Genomic DNA, 18,230 nt, shown 5'->3' with positions numbered 1-18,230 from the left:
ATAACTCTTTCATAAGGTTGCTTAGTAGTACAATGAAGAGTGTTGCTGTTCACATCTGGCGAACTTCACCCCTCGGTGAGGGCCGGAAGTGGTAGCGATAAAAAGTACTTGGAGGCGGTGGAACGCTCCCAAGTAACCGTAGAAGTAAATAGGAATGCATAGTCAGGAATCCAAAGATTCTTTGCGGATTCCCCCAGAAAGGAATGTGCTGACCATGAACACGCTTCTGATCATTGCTGGTGTAGTTGCAATTGTCCTTCTCTTGGTGGGCGGCTTCTCGCAGGCCCTGAACTGGCTGCTGTGGGTAGGCGTCGTCCTCCTCGTTATCGCAGCTATCGGCTGGTTGCTCAGCTTCATGTCGGGCCGCAGGGGACACACGGTATAGAGCGCGCACCGCGGCAATGACCCGCACCGGCCAAGGACTTTGGTCGGCCTGCCGATGAATACCGCGGAACGTGAGGACTGTCCCACTGCAGGCGAACTGCAAGCAGGGGCAGTCCTCCGGCGCATCCGGCACCCGGATACAGGCTCCGGAACGGGCGCTTTAGCCGCCATATTCGCATGAAACGCAGTCTTTTACCCGCCCGTACTGGGAGGAGGTGCCACGTCAGGATCCCGCGGAGTAGGGAACTCGTCCGGCGACTCCGGAACGGGAGAAGTATCCGGGTCCTCCGGAGTGGGCCTGCCCTCAGGTGGCTCCCCCGGTCCGGGAGGCGTACCCGGCGATGGCCGCTCGGGTGTTTCACGCTCCGATCCCTGTCCTGGCAGTTCCTGCTCAGGCGTTGGTGTGCCATAGCCGCCGGCAGCGTCTTCAGGGTCAACGCGGTGTTCGTCCTGACTCATTTCTTCCTCCTTGGAAATCCTTTGAGGCCCCAAAAATTGTTCGAGGAATGCTGACAGTTCGACCGTAGTCCGGTGTAGTGTCGGCGTCCACCAATAGCTATCTGGAGGTGTACGAATGGTAGAGCCGGAGCAGGTTCCCAGGACCGGCAGGAACGAATCCGTTGAAGAACGGATGGACCGCAACTGGATGGAGCTGATCCAGGAACTGCGGGTGCTCCAGACCGGCGTCCAGATCCTGGGAGGCTTCCTGCTGACCTTGCCCTTCCAAGCGCGCTTTGAGCACCTGGACGAGTGGCAACGCGGACTCTACCTCTTCAATGTCATGGCAGCGGCCCTGACAACTGCTTTGATCCTTCTTCCGGTCAGCGTGCATCGCCGCCTTTTCCGCCGGGGACTCAAAGCCACTCTCGTCTCCAGCGCCGATGCCATCACCAAATGGGCCTTGGGCGGCGTAGCCATCCTGATTGTGGGTTCGGCCACCCTGGTCTTCGATGTCACCGCCGGCCGAACAGCAGCCCTGATTGCCGGTGGCTTCATCGTCCTGGTCCTGCTGCTACTCGTTGTGGGCATGCCCATATGGCTGCAGCGGCGGGCCCTGCAAAACGGGAACGGCAAGAGCGGAAATGCACCGTGAGCAAAAGGCACATCAATACGCGAAAGGAAGCGCACCATGCCTGGAAAGAAGAATTCGAGTCTGAAGGACCCGAAGCTATATGAAGAACTCCGCGACGAGGGCGCGTCCAAGGAAAAAGCGGCCCGCGTATCCAATGCTGCGGCCAAGCAGGGACGCAAGGAAGTAGGCCGCAAGGGAGGCAAGTCCGGCGACTACGACGATTGGACCGTGGACAAACTGAAGTCCCGCGCCAAGGAACTCGGAATCAAGGGATACTCCGGCAAGAAGAAGTCCGAGATCATTTCAATGCTGCGGAACCACTAAAGGTTTCGGAACCACCAACGAATAAACAAAGCCCGACGCCGGGTCACGCCTTTTTCTTGGCCCGCGTCTTTGGCTTGCTGGCAGTTTTGCTGGCGGCAGCGTCGTCGTCGGCCGCTTTTTCCTTGCCGCGCTTCTTGTCCAGGCTCCGTTTCAGCGCCTCCATGAGATCGATGACGTCGCCGCCCTCCCCTTCGCCTTCCGTGACACCGAACGTGGCCTCCGTATCCAGCGCTTCGCCCTTTTCGAGCTTGGCCTCGATCAACGTTCGGAGCTGCACCTGGTAATCGTCGGTGTATTCTTCGGGGTCGAAGTCGTGGGCCATGGAATCCACCAGGGCGGAGGACATTTCCAGTTCCTTATCGGAGATCTTGATGTCCGTCTCAAGCGAGGGGAACTTGGCCTCCCGGACTTCATCGCCCCAGAGCAGGGCCTGCAGAAGGAGTACGTCCCCGCGTACGCGCAGGGCTCCGAGCCGTGTCTTCTGCCGCAGGGCGTACTGGACGATTGCAATCCTGTCCGTGTCCTCAAGTGTCTGCCGCAGCAGCATATAGGCTTTGGGGGATTTGGAATCCGGCTCCAGGAAATAACTGCGCTCGTACATGATCGGGTCCAGTTGCTCGGCAGGAATGAATTCCACTACCTCAATTTCGCGGCTGTTCTCTTCCGGCAAGGACTTCAATTCGGCCGCCGTGAGAACAACAGTCCGGCCTTCCTCTTCGTAGGCCTTGTCGATATCTTCGTAAGCAACAACTTCGCCGCAAATTTCACACTTCCGCTGGTACCGGATGCGTCCCCCGTCCTTATTGTGGACTTGGTGAAGGCCAATATCGTGGTCCTCCGTGGCGCTGTAAAGCTTCACTGGTACGTTGACCAGACCGAACGCGATAGATCCCTTCCATATGGCCCTCATGCACCCAGTCAACAGCACAAGACAGCAGAGGAGAAGAGGTGGCAGGCAAGCAACAGGAGCGGGTGAACGTGGAAGGCCACGAGCTGACCCTCACCAACCTGGGCAAGATCATCTACCCCGAGACCGGGACAACCAAGGCCGAAGTCCTGGAATACTATGCCGCAGTCGCGCCTTTCCTCATTCCTGCCGCCGCCAACAGGCCCGTCACACGCAAGCGCTGGGTCAACGGGGTGGGCACTGCCGAGCACCCCGGACAGGTGTTCTTTCAGAAGAACCTCGAAGACTCCGCGCCCAAGTGGATCCCCCGCACGGCCATCCAGCACTCGGACCACACCAACGTCTACCCCATGGTCAACAACCTCGCCACGCTTACATGGATGGCACAGATAGCATCCCTGGAGATCCACGTCCCGCAATGGCAGGTTGACGCCGAGGGTAATCCGCTCCGGCCCGACCGCTTCGTCCTGGATCTTGACCCCGGTCCCGGCGCAGGCCTGCCTGAGTGCGTTGAAGTGGCCAAACTTGCCCGCTCCATCCTGCAGGACATGGGCATGGAACCGGTGCCAGTGACCAGCGGCAGCAAAGGAATCCACCTTTATACCGGGCTGGAGGGGACCCTGAAGTCCGAGCAAGTATCGTCCTTCGCCCATGAGCTGGCGCGTGCCCTTGAGTCCGACCATCCCGAGCTGGTGGTCAGCGACATGAAGAAATCCCTCCGCCACGGCAAAGTGTTGGTGGACTGGAGCCAGAACAGCGGGAACAAGACCACCATCGTCCCTTACTCACTCCGCGGTAAAGCCCATCCAACGGTCGCGGCGCCGCGCACGTGGCGCGAACTCTCCTCGAGCACCCTGGACCATCTTGATTACACGGCGGTGATGAAGCGGGTCAAGACCGGCAAGGACCACTTCGCCCCTATCTCGTCACGGCACCTCCCGCCGCACGGAGAGTATACGGATGATGACGACGGCGCTGGAGCCCGCAGCGGTTCGGCAACCCACAGCGGTTCGGGCGGTTCCCGCGAGCGCGTGGTGACCGTGGAGAACCGTCTCGCCAAATATGTGGGGATGCGCGATCCGGAGAAGACCCCGGAGCCGTTCCCGGCGTCGTCGGCTGCTTCTGCCTCGGCGACGCCGGGAGGATCTTCCTCTGACCAGCCGAAGCCCGGCGACCCTGCACCGCCCGGCGGGATCTTCGTCATCCAGGAGCACCATGCCCGCCGCTACCACCTGGATCTGCGGCTGGAGCACAACGGCGTACTTGCGTCGTGGGCTTTGCCGCGCGGCGTTCCGGAGACGCCCGACCGGAACAACCTTGCCGTGCATACGGAAGACCATCCGATGGAATACGCGGACTTCGCTGGCGTCATTCCCAAAGGTGAATATGGTGCAGGGACCATGACTATTTGGGACCGTGGCGAGTACACGTGCGAGAAATGGCGGGACGGCAAGGAAGTGATCGCAACGCTAACGGGCCAGCCAGGAGGTGGACTGCACGGGACCAAACGTCTGGCACTGATCAATACGGGCGACCGTTGGCTGATCCACTTGATGAAGGAGCAACCCGGAAGACGGCTTCGAAAGGGCACTGCCAATCCTTCCGACAAGGTCGCACCTGTCGCGGCATCGAGCCCAGCCGCTCCCCAGCCAATGGCGAACTACACTCCCATGCTTGCCACGTCGGGCACCGTCGCCGACCTTCGCGGCGAGGATTGGCTGTACGAACTGAAATGGGACGGAATCCGCGCCATCATCACCGGCACCGAGGGCAGGATCCGTCTCATGAGTCGCAACGGCAACGATCTCACTGCCACCTACCCCGAACTAACAGACCGATCATGCTGGCCCGACGGCGATTTCGTGGCCGACGGTGAAATCGTGGCACTTGGAAAGGGTTCGAGGCCTGATTTTGGCCGTCTGCAGCTCCGGATGAACCTGGTGAAGACCGCTGACATCGAACGAGCCCGCGCTTCGGTCCCGGTGCAGCTGATGCTGTTCGACCTTCTGTACGACGGCCGGACGGATCTGAGTGGGCTTCCTTTCCGTGAGCGTCGGGAGCGGCTTGCCGCGTTTGCCGGGGGCTTGCGCACGGGCTGCCCGCTTCACCTTTCGGCTGTGTTGGACCACGACGTCGACGACCTCATGGCAAGCGCGGCTGAACTCGGCTTGGAAGGGGTGATGGCGAAGAAAGCAGATAGCCGCTACGTGGTAGGCAGGCGTAGCCGCTCGTGGATCAAACTCAAGCTGGAGCAGAGCCAGGAAGTGGTTGTTGGTGGCTGGCGACCCGGCGCAGGTGCCCGGAATGGAACCTTTGGCTCGTTGCTGTTGGGCATTCCGCAGGGCGGGAAGTTGCATTACGTGGGCCGGGTGGGCACCGGGTTCAAGGAGTGGCAGCTGAGGGATGTCATGGAGAAACTGGAGCCCCGCCTGATACCCGATTCCCCGTTCGCCGATATCCCCCGCGAGGATGCCGCAGGTGCCCGCTGGGTAGATCCGGAGCTGGTGGCCGAAGTGACCTTCGGAGAATGGACCGGCCCGGGCAGGCTACGGCATCCCGTGTGGCGTGGGTGGCGTCCTGACAAGTCCCCGGAAGACGTAAGCCCGCCCAACTAGGTCGCACTTGAGCGCGTTTTGAGAGCCCTAAACGCGCTGTGCTGCTACCTAGTTGGGCTGGCTGTGTTCGGGTGGCTGCGGTCAGGAGGAGTGCGGCATCTGCGGGCGGCTGGTCCGGTGGATCGCCGTCACGGCTGCACCCTGGCCCACTCGTCCGTGGGCTTGGTCGCGGTCCTTCGGGTGCCGGCGTTTGCCGCTACCGTCCGGCCAGTGCTGCTCCTGGTCCAAACCCAGGGTTACATCGATGGTTGCCGGCTCAGGCATGGGAGCCATATCCATGGCCTCCACCAAGTGGCTGGCAACCTCGGGATCGATGTTTTCACCTTGATGCTTTGCAGTCATGGTTCTTCCTTTCCACAGTGAAACGAAGGAATTTCAATACTAGGTGGGCTGTCGATGGTTGTCTGCAGGATTTATCTGCATCCAGGAATCACCAACGGACCTTCTTCTCCGTCTTGGCCTGCTTGCCGCTGGTGGACGTGGGCTTATGGCCCTTGCCCGTGCTTTGCCAGCCAGCAGGAGCGCCGCCGCCGGACTTGCTGGCGAGCATTGCCTTCTGGGCATCGGTCAGTTTGGACTTGATGCCGCCCGAGGCGGACTTCGGACTTCCCGATGCTGCGGGCTCAGAGGTGTTGTTTTCGGAAGGATTGGCAGTCATAAAAGTGGACTCCTCTTCAGGCGTAAGTCCTGGAGAAGCACCAAAACCATGGCGTTGCGGTTCGAGAAAATAGCGTCGACAACGGGAACGGCATGGAGGCAGGGCCTCAACAGGCGTGGATTTTTGTCAGGTGAAACTCGGCTGTGCCGCTGCGGGCAGATGCCGGTCTACTCAAAAATCAGTGTTCCCATGCGTCATACCCTAACCAAGAATCGCCGCTTTTGTGAACCCCTCGGCTAGCATGGCACCCGTGACCTGGAGAATGTCCGTCGCCACCACCCTCCGCCATGCCGGATGCGTCTTCGCGGAGGAGGAAGCGCAACTCCTCATTGAGGCCGCCACGAGTCCGGACCATTTGGACTACATGGTGGACCAGCGCGTCAGGGGAATGCCCTTGGAACACATCCTCGGTTGGGTGGACTTCTGCGGGAGCCGCATGGTTGTTGAACCCGGCGTATTCGTTCCACGGCGTCGCACGGAGTTCCTAGTGCGCCAGGCGGCGAAAATCGCATCGCCGGGTGGCGTCGTCGTCGATCTTTGCTGTGGCTCGGGGGCGATCGGCGCGGCACTCAGCGATCTTCTGGGTAGCTGCGAGCTGTACGCCGCTGACATTGATCCGGCTGCGGTGGGCTGCGCGCGCAAGAACGTGGAGCCCCGTGGCGGGCGCGTTTTCCAAGGCGATCTATACGACGCCCTCCCCCTCGAGCTCCGGGGACGTGTGGACGTGGTGCTCGCCAATGCGCCGTACGTCCCCACGGGTTCCATCGGAATGATGCCGCCTGAGGCGCGCTTCCACGAACCGATGATGGCGCTCGACGGCGGTACTGACGGTTTGGATGTCCAGCGCCGGGTTGCGCGGCACGCTGCTGAGTGGTTGTTGCCTGGAGGTTGCCTCCTGATTGAAACCTCGGAAGACCAGGCGTCCGAAACTGCCAGGATCATGGAGGCGGGCGGGCTGGGTGCACGGGTGCTCGTTGACAAGGAATTGGATGCAACGCTGGTGCTTGGAACCGCTCCTGCGCCCGGAGGCAATCCGTAAGCTTTTGCGTCCCATTACGCCTCATCTGGTGGGCTTGGCTAAACAATTTGGTAACAACGTGCCCGGGAGGGCAAAAATCGCCCGTCTTCCGCGCCGTTGCAGGGCAAAAGCAGGTAATGAGATGCAACACAGCTAGGCAATTTGCATCCCAAAACGGCCCAAAAATCGGATCTCAACTGGGGTTTGGGCGGCAAACCCCGTAAAATTGAACACCTGCCCAGAGCGGGGCAGCAGAAGTCGCAAGCAAATGACCTCCCTAGGAGAAGCCCAAATGCCCATAGACCAAAGCAAGATCGTCTCTCCGGATGGCGCAAGGAACGTCATCGGAAACACGGAAGCAGCCCACACCCCGGCCGCTTCCAACACTGTAAAGAACGTTAAGAAAACGAAGCTCCGCACGAAGCGCCGGTTGAAGGAATCCGACGTGAACGTTGTGGACCAGCCGATGCTGAAGAAAGCACTCGGCGGCACGATCGTCGGCAACACCATGGAATGGTACGACGTCGGCGTGTTCGGCTACCTCATCACCACCATGGGCCCCGTCTTCCTTCCGGAAGCGGACAAGTCCGTCCAGACACTCTTCCTTCTCGGCACCTTCGCCGCAACCTTTATCGCCCGCCCGCTTGGCGGCGTCGTCTTTGGTTGGCTCGGCGACAAAGTGGGCCGCCAGAAGGTGCTCGCAGCAACACTGATGCTGATGGCGGCAAGCACTTTCGCCGTCGGGCTTTTGCCCGGCTATGCGCAGATCGGCATCTGGGCCGCCGCGCTGCTGGTAATCCTCAAGCTCGTCCAGGGCTTCTCCACCGGCGGTGAATACGCCGGTGCCACAACCTTCGTGAGCGAATATGCCCCGGACAAGCGCCGCGGCTTCTTCGCCAGCTTCCTGGACATGGGCAGCTACATCGGCTTCGCCCTCGGCGCCGCGCTGGTTTCAGTCCTGCAGCTCACGCTCGGACAGGCAGCCATGGAGGAATGGGGCTGGAGGCTTCCGTTCCTGATCGCCGGCCCCCTCGGCCTGATCGCTGTGTACTTCCGTAGCAAGATCGAGGAATCCCCGCAGTTCCAGGCCACCCTGGACGCCCAGGAAGCCATCGCCAAGGACGCCGCGGCACAAGATGCCAACGTCGCCAAGGGCCCGGTTGGCATCATCAAGGCCTACTGGCGCCAGATCGTGCTGGCCATGATCCTGGCAGCGGCGGCCAACACTGTTGGCTACGCCCTGACCTCGTACATGCCTACATACCTCACGGATTCCAAGGGCTACGATCCCGTTCATGGCACCCTGTTGACCATCCCGGTCCTGGTGATCATGGCACTGTGTATCCCGCTTACCGGTAAGTTGTCCGACCGCATCGGCCGCCGTCCAGTGCTGTGGATCGGTGCCGGCAGCACCATCGTGTTCTCTGTTCCCGCCTTCATGCTGATCGGCATCGGCGATATCTGGTCGACACTGGCAGGCCTTGCCCTGATCGCATTCCCTGTGACGTTCTACATCGCCAACCTGGCCTCGGCCCTCCCGGCACTGTTCCCGACGTCCAGCCGCTACGGCGGTATGGGTATCGCCTACAACTTCTCGGTGGCCATCTTCGGAGGAACCACCCCGTTCATCGTGCAGGGCCTCATTGAGGGTACCGGCGACGACATGATGCCTGCCTACTACTTGATGGCAACGTCCATCGTGGGTGCGATCGCCATCTACTTCCTGCGTGAATCAGCCCAACGTCCGCTGCCCGGCTCCATGCCCAGCGTGGACACTACGGCCGAGGCCCGCGAACTCGTAGCAACACAGGACACCAACCCGCTCATCAACCTGGACGAGATGCCGTTCGACGGCCAGCCAATTGATGATGAAGTGTTCGGCCGCCGGGACAAGGATCTGGCTCCCGCCTAGGGAACACTTGCCTGCAACTTCTGAGCAGCGCTTTCCGATAGTTCGCGGCCCCGCCGCCCACAGCAGCCACCAACGCCAAGGCGCTCTCCTTGGGGTTGGTGGCTACTGCCGTTAATGCTCGACGGCGGCACTCTACTTATGGCAGGAGGCGAACGTGCGTGTCATGCAGCTTCTCTACCAACCGGCGTGGCGAGGGACCATCGAAAGCCAGCCAGAGAACCAAGCCATTTGACGTCACTGCGTCCACAGTGCCCTGATCAATGACCCGGCCACGTTCGTGAACTTCGATCCTTTCGCCCTTAAGCCCCGTCCAATCGTCTACCGGTTGCCAAAAGATGGCAGCCTCCGAATACCCAAACCCAAGTAATTGCGTGTGGTCCATCAACTCTCCCCCTGAGTTTCCTACCTAAGACGGCGTGTAGGCCCGGCCTTGGTTCGCTGACGCAAGCCGGTCCGCGGATAGGCCTGCCGCTGCCGCCCACGCCTGGGGCGATCCCGCATGGTGATATCTCACAGGCGTCGGAAAGTCCCCGCGGGAAAAGCCGCCGAAGAGTTCCGGCAAGGAGTTGCCAAAGTGGGCCGCAGCTTCCCGGATGCCCCGGGCTACGGTGCCGGCTTCTTCACTGAATCCGTAGGCTGCCATTCCCTCTGCAGCCAGCATCGTGTCGTGGGGCCAAACTGAGCCGTTGTGATAGGACATTGGGTGGTAGAAATATTGCCCGATGGCCAGGGTTCGGATCCCCCAACCGGTGAAGAATTCTTCTCCAAGCAGGCGATCGGTTACGGTGCGAGCATCGTCCTCGTCGAGAATCCCCGACCACAAAAGGTGGCCTGCGTTGGAGGCCAGGGCATCAACTTGATGGTTGTCGCCGTCCAACGCCAGTGCGGGAAAATCGTGCTGCTGCATCCAAAACGCCTCACGGAATCTCTTCCGCAAAGAATCGGCGAGCCCGGACAGCCTGCGCGCCCACTGCTTGTCGTTCCATGTCTCGGAGGCCAGAAGTGCGCACTCATGCAGGCCACGCCATGTGTAGCCCTGAACTTCGGCCAAGGCAATCGCGCCCACTGGTTCCCGGCCGTCGGACCCCGCAACGGCATCGAATGAATCCTTCCAACCTTGGTGAATCAAGCCCTGGGTGTCTGGCATGTAGCGGACAAAACCAGTCGCTTCCAACCCACCTTCATTGCAGATCCATTCCACTGCTGCCCTGGCCGCCGGTTCCAACTCACGAATCAGTGCGGGGTCGTCCAAGTGGCCCAATGCCATGAGGAAGAGAGCCGTCGAGTCCACTGTGCCGTAGTAACGGGAGTAAGGTACAAGACCGAGTTGGGCAAGTTCGCTGACCCGAACCTCGTGCACGATCTTGCCTGGCTGTTCCAGCCGCCCAGGATGGTTAACCACTCCCTGCGTGGCTGCCAGCGCCCTGAGGACATCGCCGAGGAGCTCCGGCCGTTCCTCGCGCGCAAGCATCGAGGTCAGCAAGGAGTCCCGTCCGAAGAGAGTCAAAAACCATGGCAACCCGGCCGCAGGGATATTCAGGTTCGGCATAGTGGGACATGGCATCATCAGCGAATCAAGGTCCAGGCGGCTTTGGACACCCAAAGGGCTGGTATCCACGGCAAGTGCTGGCATGCCCAAGGGTGCATGGGGAGGCGCGGCAGCATTCTCCGCCGTGGCCGTGATCGTCAGCGTATGGGTGCCGCCTGCCGGAATGCAAAGCATCCAGGTCATGACGAATCCTACGAACCGGCCATCGCGAACATCCTGCAGAATCTCCGGAACTGAACTGACTTCCAAGGTGAGAGCCGCTTCGAATGTCTGTTGATTTAATGTATGCGTGTACCGCATCGCAACTGACCGGTCATCCAGGATCACAGCGCTACTGGTCGCGGCTCTGAGATCGAACCTTCTGCCATCTGTGCGAACTGTGAATTGGTCCGCGAAATCGGTGCCGGCCTGCAGGGCTACTTGAATCATGGCGTTCTCATGGCCGAGGTTTCGGATCTCCACAGCTTCCATCAGCCCGGACGAAGTCAGTCGCTGGGCACGCACCGCAAAAATATCGTGGGTTTGGTTCCTTTGCGACGTCGGGACAAGCGCTATTGTCCGCTTTCCCGGCTCACTGACATTGCCTACGTCCCACAAGGAAGAGGCACCAATTTCCAAGAGCCATCGTGAGAGCAGGCGGGTATCGGCGACGTATAGCCCTTGTGTTCCCTCCGCTGGAGAGTCACTGCGGCCGATGCTTCCGTCTGCAGCCCCCCGCATCATCGCCCCACGGGCTACCAGAACCGACACTGCTGACGGTGGTGCAAAGGTGGTCATCGTTTGCTCCTATCGGTTGCTGCGTCCAGAGCCAGTGCGGCTGTCCAGCTAAATTTGCGCGTCCCATGTGCAGCCCCCGTACGGGGATCTACGTACTCAGGAAAGTCATGTGATGCAGCAAGGAACGCTACGTTGTTTCGTAGCGATGTGGCGCCCTGAATGTCGCCAAGCCCTTCCAAGGCCTCTGCAATCATCCAGGACATGTTGAACCATGCCGGTCCGCGCCAATACAGGGCGGGGTCGTAGTCCATGGCAGTAGCGTCGTAACTGGGCACCATCACAGCCCCGGAGCCCATGAATCGCGGGCCACGGAGTGTTTCCAGCAGGGCCTCAGCGTTGGCATTCCCAGGCAGGAGCAAAGGGAGAAGCCCATTGATTGTCGCCTTGGGAACGAGACTTCCGTCAAGGACATCCCTGGCCACGTAACATCCCAGCTCCGGAATGAAGAGTTCGTCCAGTGCTGAGACAACTTTTTGTGCGCGTTGCACGTGGTGAGCTGACGGCAATCCCAGTTCGTTGGCGATGTCAGCCAAAGCATATTCCGACAGGGCCCAGAGTGTATTAAAGAGCGGGTCCTCCATCAGGAACGGATATTCCGGATCGACGTCGTCGCACTCGTGGTCTCTATAGCGCTCGGCCATCCAAAAATACTTTGCATATTCTTTCTGGCTTGGGCGCTCACCCGCGTCTGCGTGTTGCAGGTCGGGGCGTTCCAACGGTGTCCGGCATTCCGAAGGAATGCTCTTCATTGCCAAGTCCCATAACGGAGAATTATCCGTTCCGGATTCCCAGGGGTGGACTATGCTCGCCAGACCGGACGCGCCACGATTCCGCCTCTGGGACAGATAGTTGTGCCAGTCCAGCAACTTGGGGTAGTTGCGCTCGAGGAAGGATCGACGACGAGACTCATCAGGGTCTGCCTGATGAATCTTCCACACCGCCCAAGCATGGTTCGGCGGCTGTACGAAACCCGCGGTCTCCGCTCTCACGGGAGCATCTGCGAGGCTTCCCGACTGCCAAAAGGCGGCACCCGGCGCGTAGTCCTGATCCCTGTGAGGATCGAAAATGATTTGCGGCAAGCGGCCATCCCGCCACTGTCCAGCGAACAATGCGTCCATCTCCTGGCCCGCCCGCCGCGGTGACAACAAACTGAGCCCGATGGCAATAAACGATGAGTCCCAGCTCCACTGATGGGGGTACAGCCCACCTGCTGGAACAGTGTGGCTCGTCCGCCAGTTGGCTTCCAAGACAACCGTTGCCCGGGCACTGATCACGTCGTGCGTCATCGGGGTATCCGGCAGAGTGCTGTCCAGGGCCACCATCAGAGGTACCGTCCCAACAGCGATGCAACACGTGGCAATACGTCATCTGCCGGGCCCGATAGGCGGGACTCAATGGCGACTGTTCCTTGATATCCGATGGATTTGAGCGTGGCACCAAACAGAGCCCAATCCACGTTTCCGGCCCCGGGTTCCAGTCTGTTTGAGTCACTGGCTTGGATATGCCCAATGTAATTGGCCGCTTCCTGCAACGCAGCCGCGGGGTCGCTTTCCTCGATGTTCATGTGATAGGTATCCGGGGCCAGACGCACCGATGGCAGGCCTACCAGGCTCAACAGCTTCACCCCGTCCGCAAGCCGATTGATCATGTGATCTTCATAGCGATTCAGCGGTTCCAAGTAGATCTCAACGCCTTCGGAGGCGGCGTGCTCTCCGAGAAAGGTGAGTGCTTCCACGAGGACAGCCGTGTCCTCCTCATGCGTGCGTGGCGGAACAAAGGGAGGGAGTCGCTTGGAGAACATTCCGTAGGATGCGGGAGTCATCACGCCGCGCCCGCCGATGTCGGCCATGATGCTGATTTGAGACGTCAGTTGCTGCACGGCGTCCCTTCGAAGTGCCTCATCAAAAGCGCCGATGAAGTGGCCCATCTCCACGCATGCGGTTGGCATGACCACGCCGGCATCCCTTGCCCTGCGAAGTTCCGGAAGCCGGGAGGCGAAGTGCAGATCCCCGGCAGAGCGCAGCTCGATGCCGTCGAAACCCCATGCGAGCGCATGGTCGAACTTCTCTTCAAGGGTGCGCCCCGGAAGGTGTTGCTCCTGGACAGTTATCAGTGTCATCAGAACTCCAAAACAACTTGGAGTGCGGATGCGGGCTCGGTGTCCAGCAAATGATAGGCATCAGCTGCCGCAGCCAACGGGAACCTGTGGGTAACCAGAGAGGGAGCATCTACCAGGCCGCGGGAAAGGAAATCCACAACGGTGGTCTGTATCCGGGCAATGTCCCACCGCGGACGGAGGCGGTTCGGGACTGAGCCTATCTGGGAGGCCAGGAGCTGAACGCGGTTGTGATGAAATTCCTCGCCAAGGAAGACGCCGTTCGCATCCCCTTGATAGAAGCCGGCCGCCACCACCGTGCCATCGGCGCCGACCGCTCGAGTTGCCTGCTGCAGCCCGCGGTAGCTGCCGCTGAGTTCAATGGCGGCGTCGGTCCCGCCGAGGTGGGTCAGTTCGCGCATGTTGGCTGCAAGCTCGTCGGAAGGGGCCAGTGCGTGAGTCGCACCCCAGTCCAGGGACCGCTTACGGCGGCTTTCTATGCCGTCAACGGCGATCACGGTAGCCCCGTTCTGCACTGCAAATCTTGTCGCGAGCAGGCCAATCACCCCTTGACCGAAGATGGCCACGGTAGACCCGGGGCCAAGGTCGGCAGCAAGCACGGCATTGAGGGCTATTGCCCCGACACGGACAAAAGCTCCTGCCAGGGGATCCGTGCCGGACGGAAGAACGTGACCACGCAGAGTTTCTGCAGCGAGAACGCCCTCCTCGCGGTGACCCCAAATCCCCCAAACGATGTCGCCAACACTCACGGGCGCGGCGTCATTTCCTGCCCCTGCGGGCGGGGCAACTTCCACCACCTGGCCAACTTCCGAATAGCCCCAGGCGTCCAGAGGATAGTTGAGGCCGCCCTGTCCGGATTCAAAAAGCCGCATCGACGGGTTCCACGTGGAGGTGAGGTAAGGGTTGGTCCCCCGGTACGCCGTCATTTCCGTTCCTGCAGAAATGCCTGAGTAGAGGGTGCGCACTCTAACTTGGCCGGGTTCCAGCGTCGATGATGGGGCATCAATGATTGCAATGGTTTGCGGTGCAGCGATTCTGAGGAAGCGTGACACTTCGCATCGATCCTTAGGTCGTGAATGTGATGCAGTAGACATTAGCATCATTTGTAGGCATATTATGCATAGACTTTAGACATAACTTGGAGTAGCTTCAATTCATGATTTCCATGCCGCCCGAAGGGCACCATTCCTCCTCCTACGCGCCGGTAAGAGTCGGGCTTGTCGGCGCAGGACAATGGGCCGCCACTATGCACGCTCCTCTGCACGCTGCCGGTGCTGAAACCCAGCTTGTGGGAATCTGGTCGGCAAGTGGAAGCACTGCAGAGCAGCTCGCGGCGAGACACGGTGTGCCGGCCTTTAACACGTACGAAGAACTGCTGGCATCATGCGAGGCAGTGGATTTCGCCGTGCCCCCTGCAGTGCAAGCTGGACTCGTACCCCAGGCGGCGGACGCAGGCTTGGCGTTGCTCCTCGAAAAGCCGCTGGGCCTCACGCTGGACCAGGCAATCACGGTCGGAGATGCGGTCATGCGCAACAGTTCGCCGAACGCCGTCGTACTTACCAAGCGCTACCATCCGCGCACGCGGGATTTCCTAGCTGCGGCGGGGATCCTCAGGTCCACGGGAACATTGACCGGGGTGATGGGCACGTACCTTCATAGCGGCTTTTTAGATGAGGGCTTCCTCTCCGGGGATGCCAGGAAGGGGTGGCGGTCGGAATACGGGGCCTTGTACGACCTCGGCCCGCACCTGCTGGATCTCATGGAAATCGCGGCGGGTCCAATTCTGGCGGTCCGCACCGAAGGGAACGCTGCCTACAGAACGCTAACCACCTACCATGCGAACGGTGCCACGGGTCAAGCTGCCCTGTCAGGATCAATCAGCGGGTCCTCCGCGTCCACCACGCTGAACGTATATGCAGCTGCCGGGAGCCTTGAATACAGCACAGAGGGCATGGACCACGATCAGTGCTGGTCTGCCCTTCGCCGCGAGTTCGCGGATGCCGTCCGTCTTGGTACCGCACCAACTGTGGATGTGGAGCGCGCACTTCTCGTCCAAGAGATCGTGGAGGCGGCGGCTCTTTCCGCCAAGGAACACCGCCAGGTGTGGATTGAAGAATTGCGGAACGGGCGGTGACGGGAGCGGGCTTGCCCCTTCACGGAAATCCGGCAGCAACGCCGGTCTTGGAAATCGGCGGCACTCATGTCACGGCCGGGCTCGTCATGGCTCAACCGCACCTGTCGACGTCTTGGCGCGTGGTTCCTGGCAGCATCACTCGACGAAGTCTGCCAGCTGGGAGTTCCGCCGATGATCTGTTGGACATCTTTGCGGCCGCAGCCAACTCCTTGGGACGCGACCACGCCCGACTATGGGGCGTCGCACTGCCTGGCCCCTTCGACTACGCCACGGGCATGGGCCATTATCGGGACGTGGGTAAATTCGACCAACTGCGCGGCATCAATGTTGGTTCAGAACTTACAGGTCGATTGAACCATCCGCACAATGGCATGGCGTTCCTCAATGACGCAGATGCGTTCGGAATCGGAGCCTTCGCGTTGAGTCGGGGCGACAAAGCCAAGGGCATGGCCGAGCGAGCAGTCTGCATAACATTAGGAACCGGGATAGGGTCTACATTTCTTCAGGGTGGACTCCCGGTAAAGGGCGGACATCTGGTTCCGCCCGGTGGAAACTGCTACAACCTTTCTTTCCAAGGCCGGCCGCTGGAACACACGGCCTCTCGCCGCGCCATCCGCTGGGCCTATGCCGAGGCCACCGGATCTCTCGGCACGGAGGCACCTGACGTCCACGCCATCGCCCAACTCAGCCGTGAGGGTGACGCGGTTGCATTCCGAGTACTGCAGAGAGCCTTCGCGGCCGTCGGTGCTGTTACCGGTCCTTACTTGAGGAAGTTCGGTGCCCAGGAGTTAATGGTGGGCGGCTCGATGGCAGGCTCCTGGGACATTGTGGAGCCCGCGCTTCGCAGCGGCATCACATCTGCTGTACCTGCCTTGCGACCGCTCCTGATCACTAGCGCGGAGCATTTCCAGGAGGCTTCCCTCGCAGGAGCCGCAGCCTGGGCCAACCGGATCGTATGAGGAGACGAATTTTAGTCCCTGGCGACAGGCGGCAGTCCCGCTGCAGTTCCTCGGACATACGCCTTGACGGTTGCCAGCGGCTGTTTGACTCGCTCTCCAAGCGGCCTGATCGTATAGGCGCCCACGGCGGCGGGAACGATGAAGGTCTCCGCATAGCTGACCGTGAACGGCTGGAAGTTTCCGTCCGGACTCTCTACCAAAGCCTCAGCCCCTTCCACAAGATTCAGCACATTAACGGTCCCGTTGGTATGGTGTTGCACGGCTTCTGTAAACCAGTGCCTGCGGACCTCAATGAACTCAAGTTCGTGGAGGCCGGTACGCTCTTCCGTCCAGCCGGGGCCAGATCCCACCTGCTCCACCTGGTGGAGCAGTTCCTTCTCCGCCCACTCTGTATTGCGCTCCCACTGGATGTTCCGGCTGGCATGGTCCAGATGGACTGGACGTGGCATGCCATCCAACCCCATCCTGTCCCAGTCCCACATCTTGAAGGTGAAGATGAAAGGCGTCGCGGAGATCTCCAGCACCATCGAATTGGCTCCGGAACAATGCACGGTACCGGCGGGGATGGAGAAATGATCGTGCTTCTTGGCGGGGAAGACGTTAACATAGCGCTCCGCTGGAAAGCTGGCACCGCCGTCGGACGCTTCCGTCAAGGCGGCAATCATCGAGGCGGGTTCCGTTCCGGTCTTAAGGCCCAGATACACCACAGCATCGTCAGAACAGTCCATGAGGTAGTAGCTCTCGTCCTGCGTGTAATGCATTCCGAAGCGGTCCTGAATGTAGTCCGTCAGGGGGTGAACCTGCAAAGAGAGGTTGCCGCCGCCCATGGTGTCCAGCATGTCGAACCGGATGGGAAACTCGGCACCAAACCGTGCATAAGTCTGCGAACCCAGGAGGGCAACTGGCTGCGTCAAGACAACGTCCAGGGCGGGAAGCTCCATGATCTCCCCGCCAATATCCAACAGAATGCTGTTTTCCTCCGGGACGCAGTCGAAGCACCAGGCGTAATTATCGGCGTGGTTGTCCAGGCCACAGACTTCCTTCATCCACTGGCCGCCCCAGACTCCGGGGTCGAAGAATGGGACCACACGGAACGGAGCAGCCACCGCTGCCGCCATGCCGGCGTGGAATACTTCTCCAGTGATAAGCCTTGCATCGCGCGCGCCCCTATTGGCGTCAAGCACATAGTCGACGGCGGGAAGCAGTTGCCGCTTATGGCGATCAGCCACGCGCCACTCGACGAAGAAACTCCGCTTGTATTTGCGAAGGTTGTCCTCATTCGTATTGTCGCACCGCCAGTTTGGAGCTCCGGCACGCTGGCGTTGCTGCAGTTCCCATCGTGCCATGTCCGCCACGATGAGAACGCGCGGCGTAACAGGGACCAGGCCGGCTCCCCAACCCAGCAACACAGTGGGAACGTCCGATACAGTTACCGACTGCGCAATGTCCTCCAACTTGCTGGTGCGGTAAAAGTCGGAAAGGGTGTGGTGGCTCATAACCCCAAAAACCCTGTCCTCCGTCAAATTCGCCGCGATCAGCGCGTCGATTTCCGCAATGGGGCGCGCGGCCAGGTCCTCAACGTTCAGAACCCGATGGCCGGGCAAGGCCTCAGTGATGAACGCCTGGAGTTCCACGAGGTCCGTCCCCGGATATGTGTCGACAACAATGGGCCCTGCGCCCGCCCGGGCAATTTCCAGCCAAGCCTCCACTCCCGACCACGACTTAGGGTTACCGGGGACCACGATCTTCGGGAACTTGTTGTAGCTGGTGGGGATCATTTTTTTCCATTCATGAAGGTGACGAAG

17 protein-coding genes are annotated in these 18,230 nt (G+C 60.5%); 8 read left to right on the top strand and 9 right to left on the bottom strand.

The window, feature by feature from the left end:
• Positions 1-214: 214 nt before the first annotated feature.
• The gene (locus tag AC6I99_RS01435; protein WP_018778938.1) at positions 215-385 is read left to right on the top strand and encodes a hypothetical protein; all 171 of its coding nucleotides are present in this window, start codon (positions 215-217) and stop codon (positions 383-385) included.
• 191 nt (positions 386-576) lie between these two features.
• Here AC6I99_RS01435 and AC6I99_RS01430 read toward each other — a convergent pair whose 3' ends face one another.
• Positions 577-843, bottom strand: a complete 267-nt coding sequence (locus AC6I99_RS01430) for a hypothetical protein (RefSeq protein ID WP_224094781.1) — start codon at positions 841-843, stop codon at positions 577-579.
• 115 nt (positions 844-958) lie between these two features.
• On the opposite strand from AC6I99_RS01430, the gene AC6I99_RS01425 reads away from it, so the two are divergent.
• A complete protein-coding gene (locus AC6I99_RS01425; protein ID WP_224166073.1) occupies positions 959-1,477 on the top strand; it encodes a DUF6328 family protein in 519 nt (172 codons plus the stop codon).
• A 36-nt stretch (positions 1,478-1,513) separates the two neighbouring features.
• Positions 1,514-1,780 carry a DUF7218 family protein gene (locus AC6I99_RS01420; RefSeq protein ID WP_224094779.1) on the top strand — a complete coding sequence of 89 codons (267 nt, stop codon included), beginning with the start codon at positions 1,514-1,516 and terminating at the stop codon, positions 1,778-1,780.
• A gap of 43 nt (positions 1,781-1,823) precedes the next feature.
• Here AC6I99_RS01420 and ku read toward each other — a convergent pair whose 3' ends face one another.
• Positions 1,824-2,690, bottom strand: a complete 867-nt coding sequence (gene ku / locus AC6I99_RS01415) for a non-homologous end joining protein Ku (RefSeq protein ID WP_224094770.1) — start codon at positions 2,688-2,690, stop codon at positions 1,824-1,826.
• Positions 2,691-2,728: 38 nt separating this feature from the next.
• Between ku and AC6I99_RS01410 the strand changes: the two genes are divergently transcribed.
• A complete protein-coding gene (locus AC6I99_RS01410) occupies positions 2,729-5,302 on the top strand; it encodes an ATP-dependent DNA ligase (RefSeq protein ID WP_497959914.1) in 2,574 nt (857 codons plus the stop codon).
• Between the two features lie 81 nt (positions 5,303-5,383).
• Here the strand turns inward: AC6I99_RS01410 and AC6I99_RS01405 are convergent, their stop codons facing one another.
• Entirely contained in the window at positions 5,384-5,644 is a 261-nt protein-coding gene (locus tag AC6I99_RS01405; RefSeq protein WP_224166067.1) for a hypothetical protein, read from the bottom strand.
• 88 nt (positions 5,645-5,732) lie between these two features.
• Positions 5,733-5,960, bottom strand: coding sequence for a hypothetical protein (locus tag AC6I99_RS01400; RefSeq protein WP_309929188.1), 228 nt, complete (start codon positions 5,958-5,960; stop codon positions 5,733-5,735).
• A 241-nt stretch (positions 5,961-6,201) separates the two neighbouring features.
• On the opposite strand from AC6I99_RS01400, the gene AC6I99_RS01395 reads away from it, so the two are divergent.
• The gene (locus AC6I99_RS01395) at positions 6,202-6,999 is read left to right on the top strand and encodes a putative protein N(5)-glutamine methyltransferase (protein WP_497961907.1); all 798 of its coding nucleotides are present in this window, start codon (positions 6,202-6,204) and stop codon (positions 6,997-6,999) included.
• 271 nt (positions 7,000-7,270) lie between these two features.
• Positions 7,271-8,890 (top strand): MFS transporter, encoded by a 1,620-nt coding sequence (locus tag AC6I99_RS01390; RefSeq protein ID WP_497959912.1) that lies wholly within the window; start codon positions 7,271-7,273, stop codon positions 8,888-8,890.
• Between the two features lie 406 nt (positions 8,891-9,296).
• Here the strand turns inward: AC6I99_RS01390 and AC6I99_RS01385 are convergent, their stop codons facing one another.
• From AC6I99_RS01385 to AC6I99_RS01370, 4 genes are read right to left on the bottom strand one after another with little or no spacing between them, the layout of a single operon-like run.
• A complete protein-coding gene (locus AC6I99_RS01385; protein ID WP_497959911.1) occupies positions 9,297-11,216 on the bottom strand; it encodes a glycogen debranching N-terminal domain-containing protein in 1,920 nt (639 codons plus the stop codon).
• Entirely contained in the window at positions 11,213-12,538 is a 1,326-nt protein-coding gene (locus tag AC6I99_RS01380; protein ID WP_497959908.1) for an MGH1-like glycoside hydrolase domain-containing protein, read from the bottom strand. Before AC6I99_RS01380 ends, AC6I99_RS01385 begins: the two co-directional genes overlap by 4 nt.
• The gene (locus tag AC6I99_RS01375) at positions 12,538-13,335 is read right to left on the bottom strand and encodes a sugar phosphate isomerase/epimerase family protein (RefSeq protein WP_497959907.1); all 798 of its coding nucleotides are present in this window, start codon (positions 13,333-13,335) and stop codon (positions 12,538-12,540) included. Before AC6I99_RS01375 ends, AC6I99_RS01380 begins: the two co-directional genes overlap by 1 nt.
• Complete coding sequence (locus AC6I99_RS01370; protein ID WP_497959906.1) at positions 13,335-14,384, bottom strand: zinc-dependent alcohol dehydrogenase; 1,050 nt, start codon at positions 14,382-14,384, stop codon at positions 13,335-13,337. The genes AC6I99_RS01375 and AC6I99_RS01370 overlap by 1 nt, the downstream gene beginning before the upstream one ends.
• A gap of 104 nt (positions 14,385-14,488) precedes the next feature.
• On the opposite strand from AC6I99_RS01370, the gene AC6I99_RS01365 reads away from it, so the two are divergent.
• Both AC6I99_RS01365 and AC6I99_RS01360 read left to right on the top strand, forming a co-directional pair.
• Positions 14,489-15,466 carry a Gfo/Idh/MocA family protein gene (locus tag AC6I99_RS01365; protein ID WP_497959904.1) on the top strand — a complete coding sequence of 326 codons (978 nt, stop codon included), beginning with the start codon at positions 14,489-14,491 and terminating at the stop codon, positions 15,464-15,466.
• A gap of 11 nt (positions 15,467-15,477) precedes the next feature.
• The gene (locus AC6I99_RS01360; RefSeq protein WP_497959901.1) at positions 15,478-16,425 is read left to right on the top strand and encodes an ROK family protein; all 948 of its coding nucleotides are present in this window, start codon (positions 15,478-15,480) and stop codon (positions 16,423-16,425) included.
• A gap of 11 nt (positions 16,426-16,436) precedes the next feature.
• On the opposite strand, the gene AC6I99_RS01355 is transcribed toward AC6I99_RS01360, so the two are convergent.
• Entirely contained in the window at positions 16,437-18,203 is a 1,767-nt protein-coding gene (locus AC6I99_RS01355) for a class I mannose-6-phosphate isomerase (RefSeq protein WP_497959898.1), read from the bottom strand.
• Positions 18,204-18,230: the final 27 nt, after the last annotated feature.

This window comes from Arthrobacter sp. TmtSoilC77, from assembly GCF_059739415.1.
This window is presented reverse-complemented; position numbering and strand designations above follow the sequence as displayed.

Excerpts from the sequence above, each read along its gene's own strand:
- AC6I99_RS01435 (WP_018778938.1), top strand. The coding sequence starts at position 215 with ATGAACACGCTTCTGATCATTGCTGGTGTAGTTGCAATTGTCCTTCTC.
- AC6I99_RS01430 (WP_224094781.1), bottom strand. The coding sequence starts at position 843 with ATGAGTCAGGACGAACACCGCGTTGACCCTGAAGACGCTGCCGGCGGC.
- AC6I99_RS01425 (WP_224166073.1), top strand. The coding sequence starts at position 959 with ATGGTAGAGCCGGAGCAGGTTCCCAGGACCGGCAGGAACGAATCCGTT.
- AC6I99_RS01420 (WP_224094779.1), top strand. The coding sequence starts at position 1,514 with ATGCCTGGAAAGAAGAATTCGAGTCTGAAGGACCCGAAGCTATATGAA.
- ku (WP_224094770.1), bottom strand. The coding sequence starts at position 2,690 with ATGAGGGCCATATGGAAGGGATCTATCGCGTTCGGTCTGGTCAACGTA.
- AC6I99_RS01405 (WP_224166067.1), bottom strand. The coding sequence starts at position 5,644 with ATGACTGCAAAGCATCAAGGTGAAAACATCGATCCCGAGGTTGCCAGC.
- AC6I99_RS01400 (WP_309929188.1), bottom strand. The coding sequence starts at position 5,960 with ATGACTGCCAATCCTTCCGAAAACAACACCTCTGAGCCCGCAGCATCG.
- AC6I99_RS01395 (WP_497961907.1), top strand. The coding sequence starts at position 6,202 with ATGGCACCCGTGACCTGGAGAATGTCCGTCGCCACCACCCTCCGCCAT.
- AC6I99_RS01390 (WP_497959912.1), top strand. The coding sequence starts at position 7,271 with ATGCCCATAGACCAAAGCAAGATCGTCTCTCCGGATGGCGCAAGGAAC.
- AC6I99_RS01385 (WP_497959911.1), bottom strand. The coding sequence starts at position 11,216 with ATGACCACCTTTGCACCACCGTCAGCAGTGTCGGTTCTGGTAGCCCGT.
- AC6I99_RS01380 (WP_497959908.1), bottom strand. The coding sequence starts at position 12,538 with ATGGTGGCCCTGGACAGCACTCTGCCGGATACCCCGATGACGCACGAC.
- AC6I99_RS01375 (WP_497959907.1), bottom strand. The coding sequence starts at position 13,335 with ATGACACTGATAACTGTCCAGGAGCAACACCTTCCGGGGCGCACCCTT.
- AC6I99_RS01365 (WP_497959904.1), top strand. The coding sequence starts at position 14,489 with ATGATTTCCATGCCGCCCGAAGGGCACCATTCCTCCTCCTACGCGCCG.
- AC6I99_RS01355 (WP_497959898.1), bottom strand. The coding sequence starts at position 18,203 with ATGATCCCCACCAGCTACAACAAGTTCCCGAAGATCGTGGTCCCCGGT.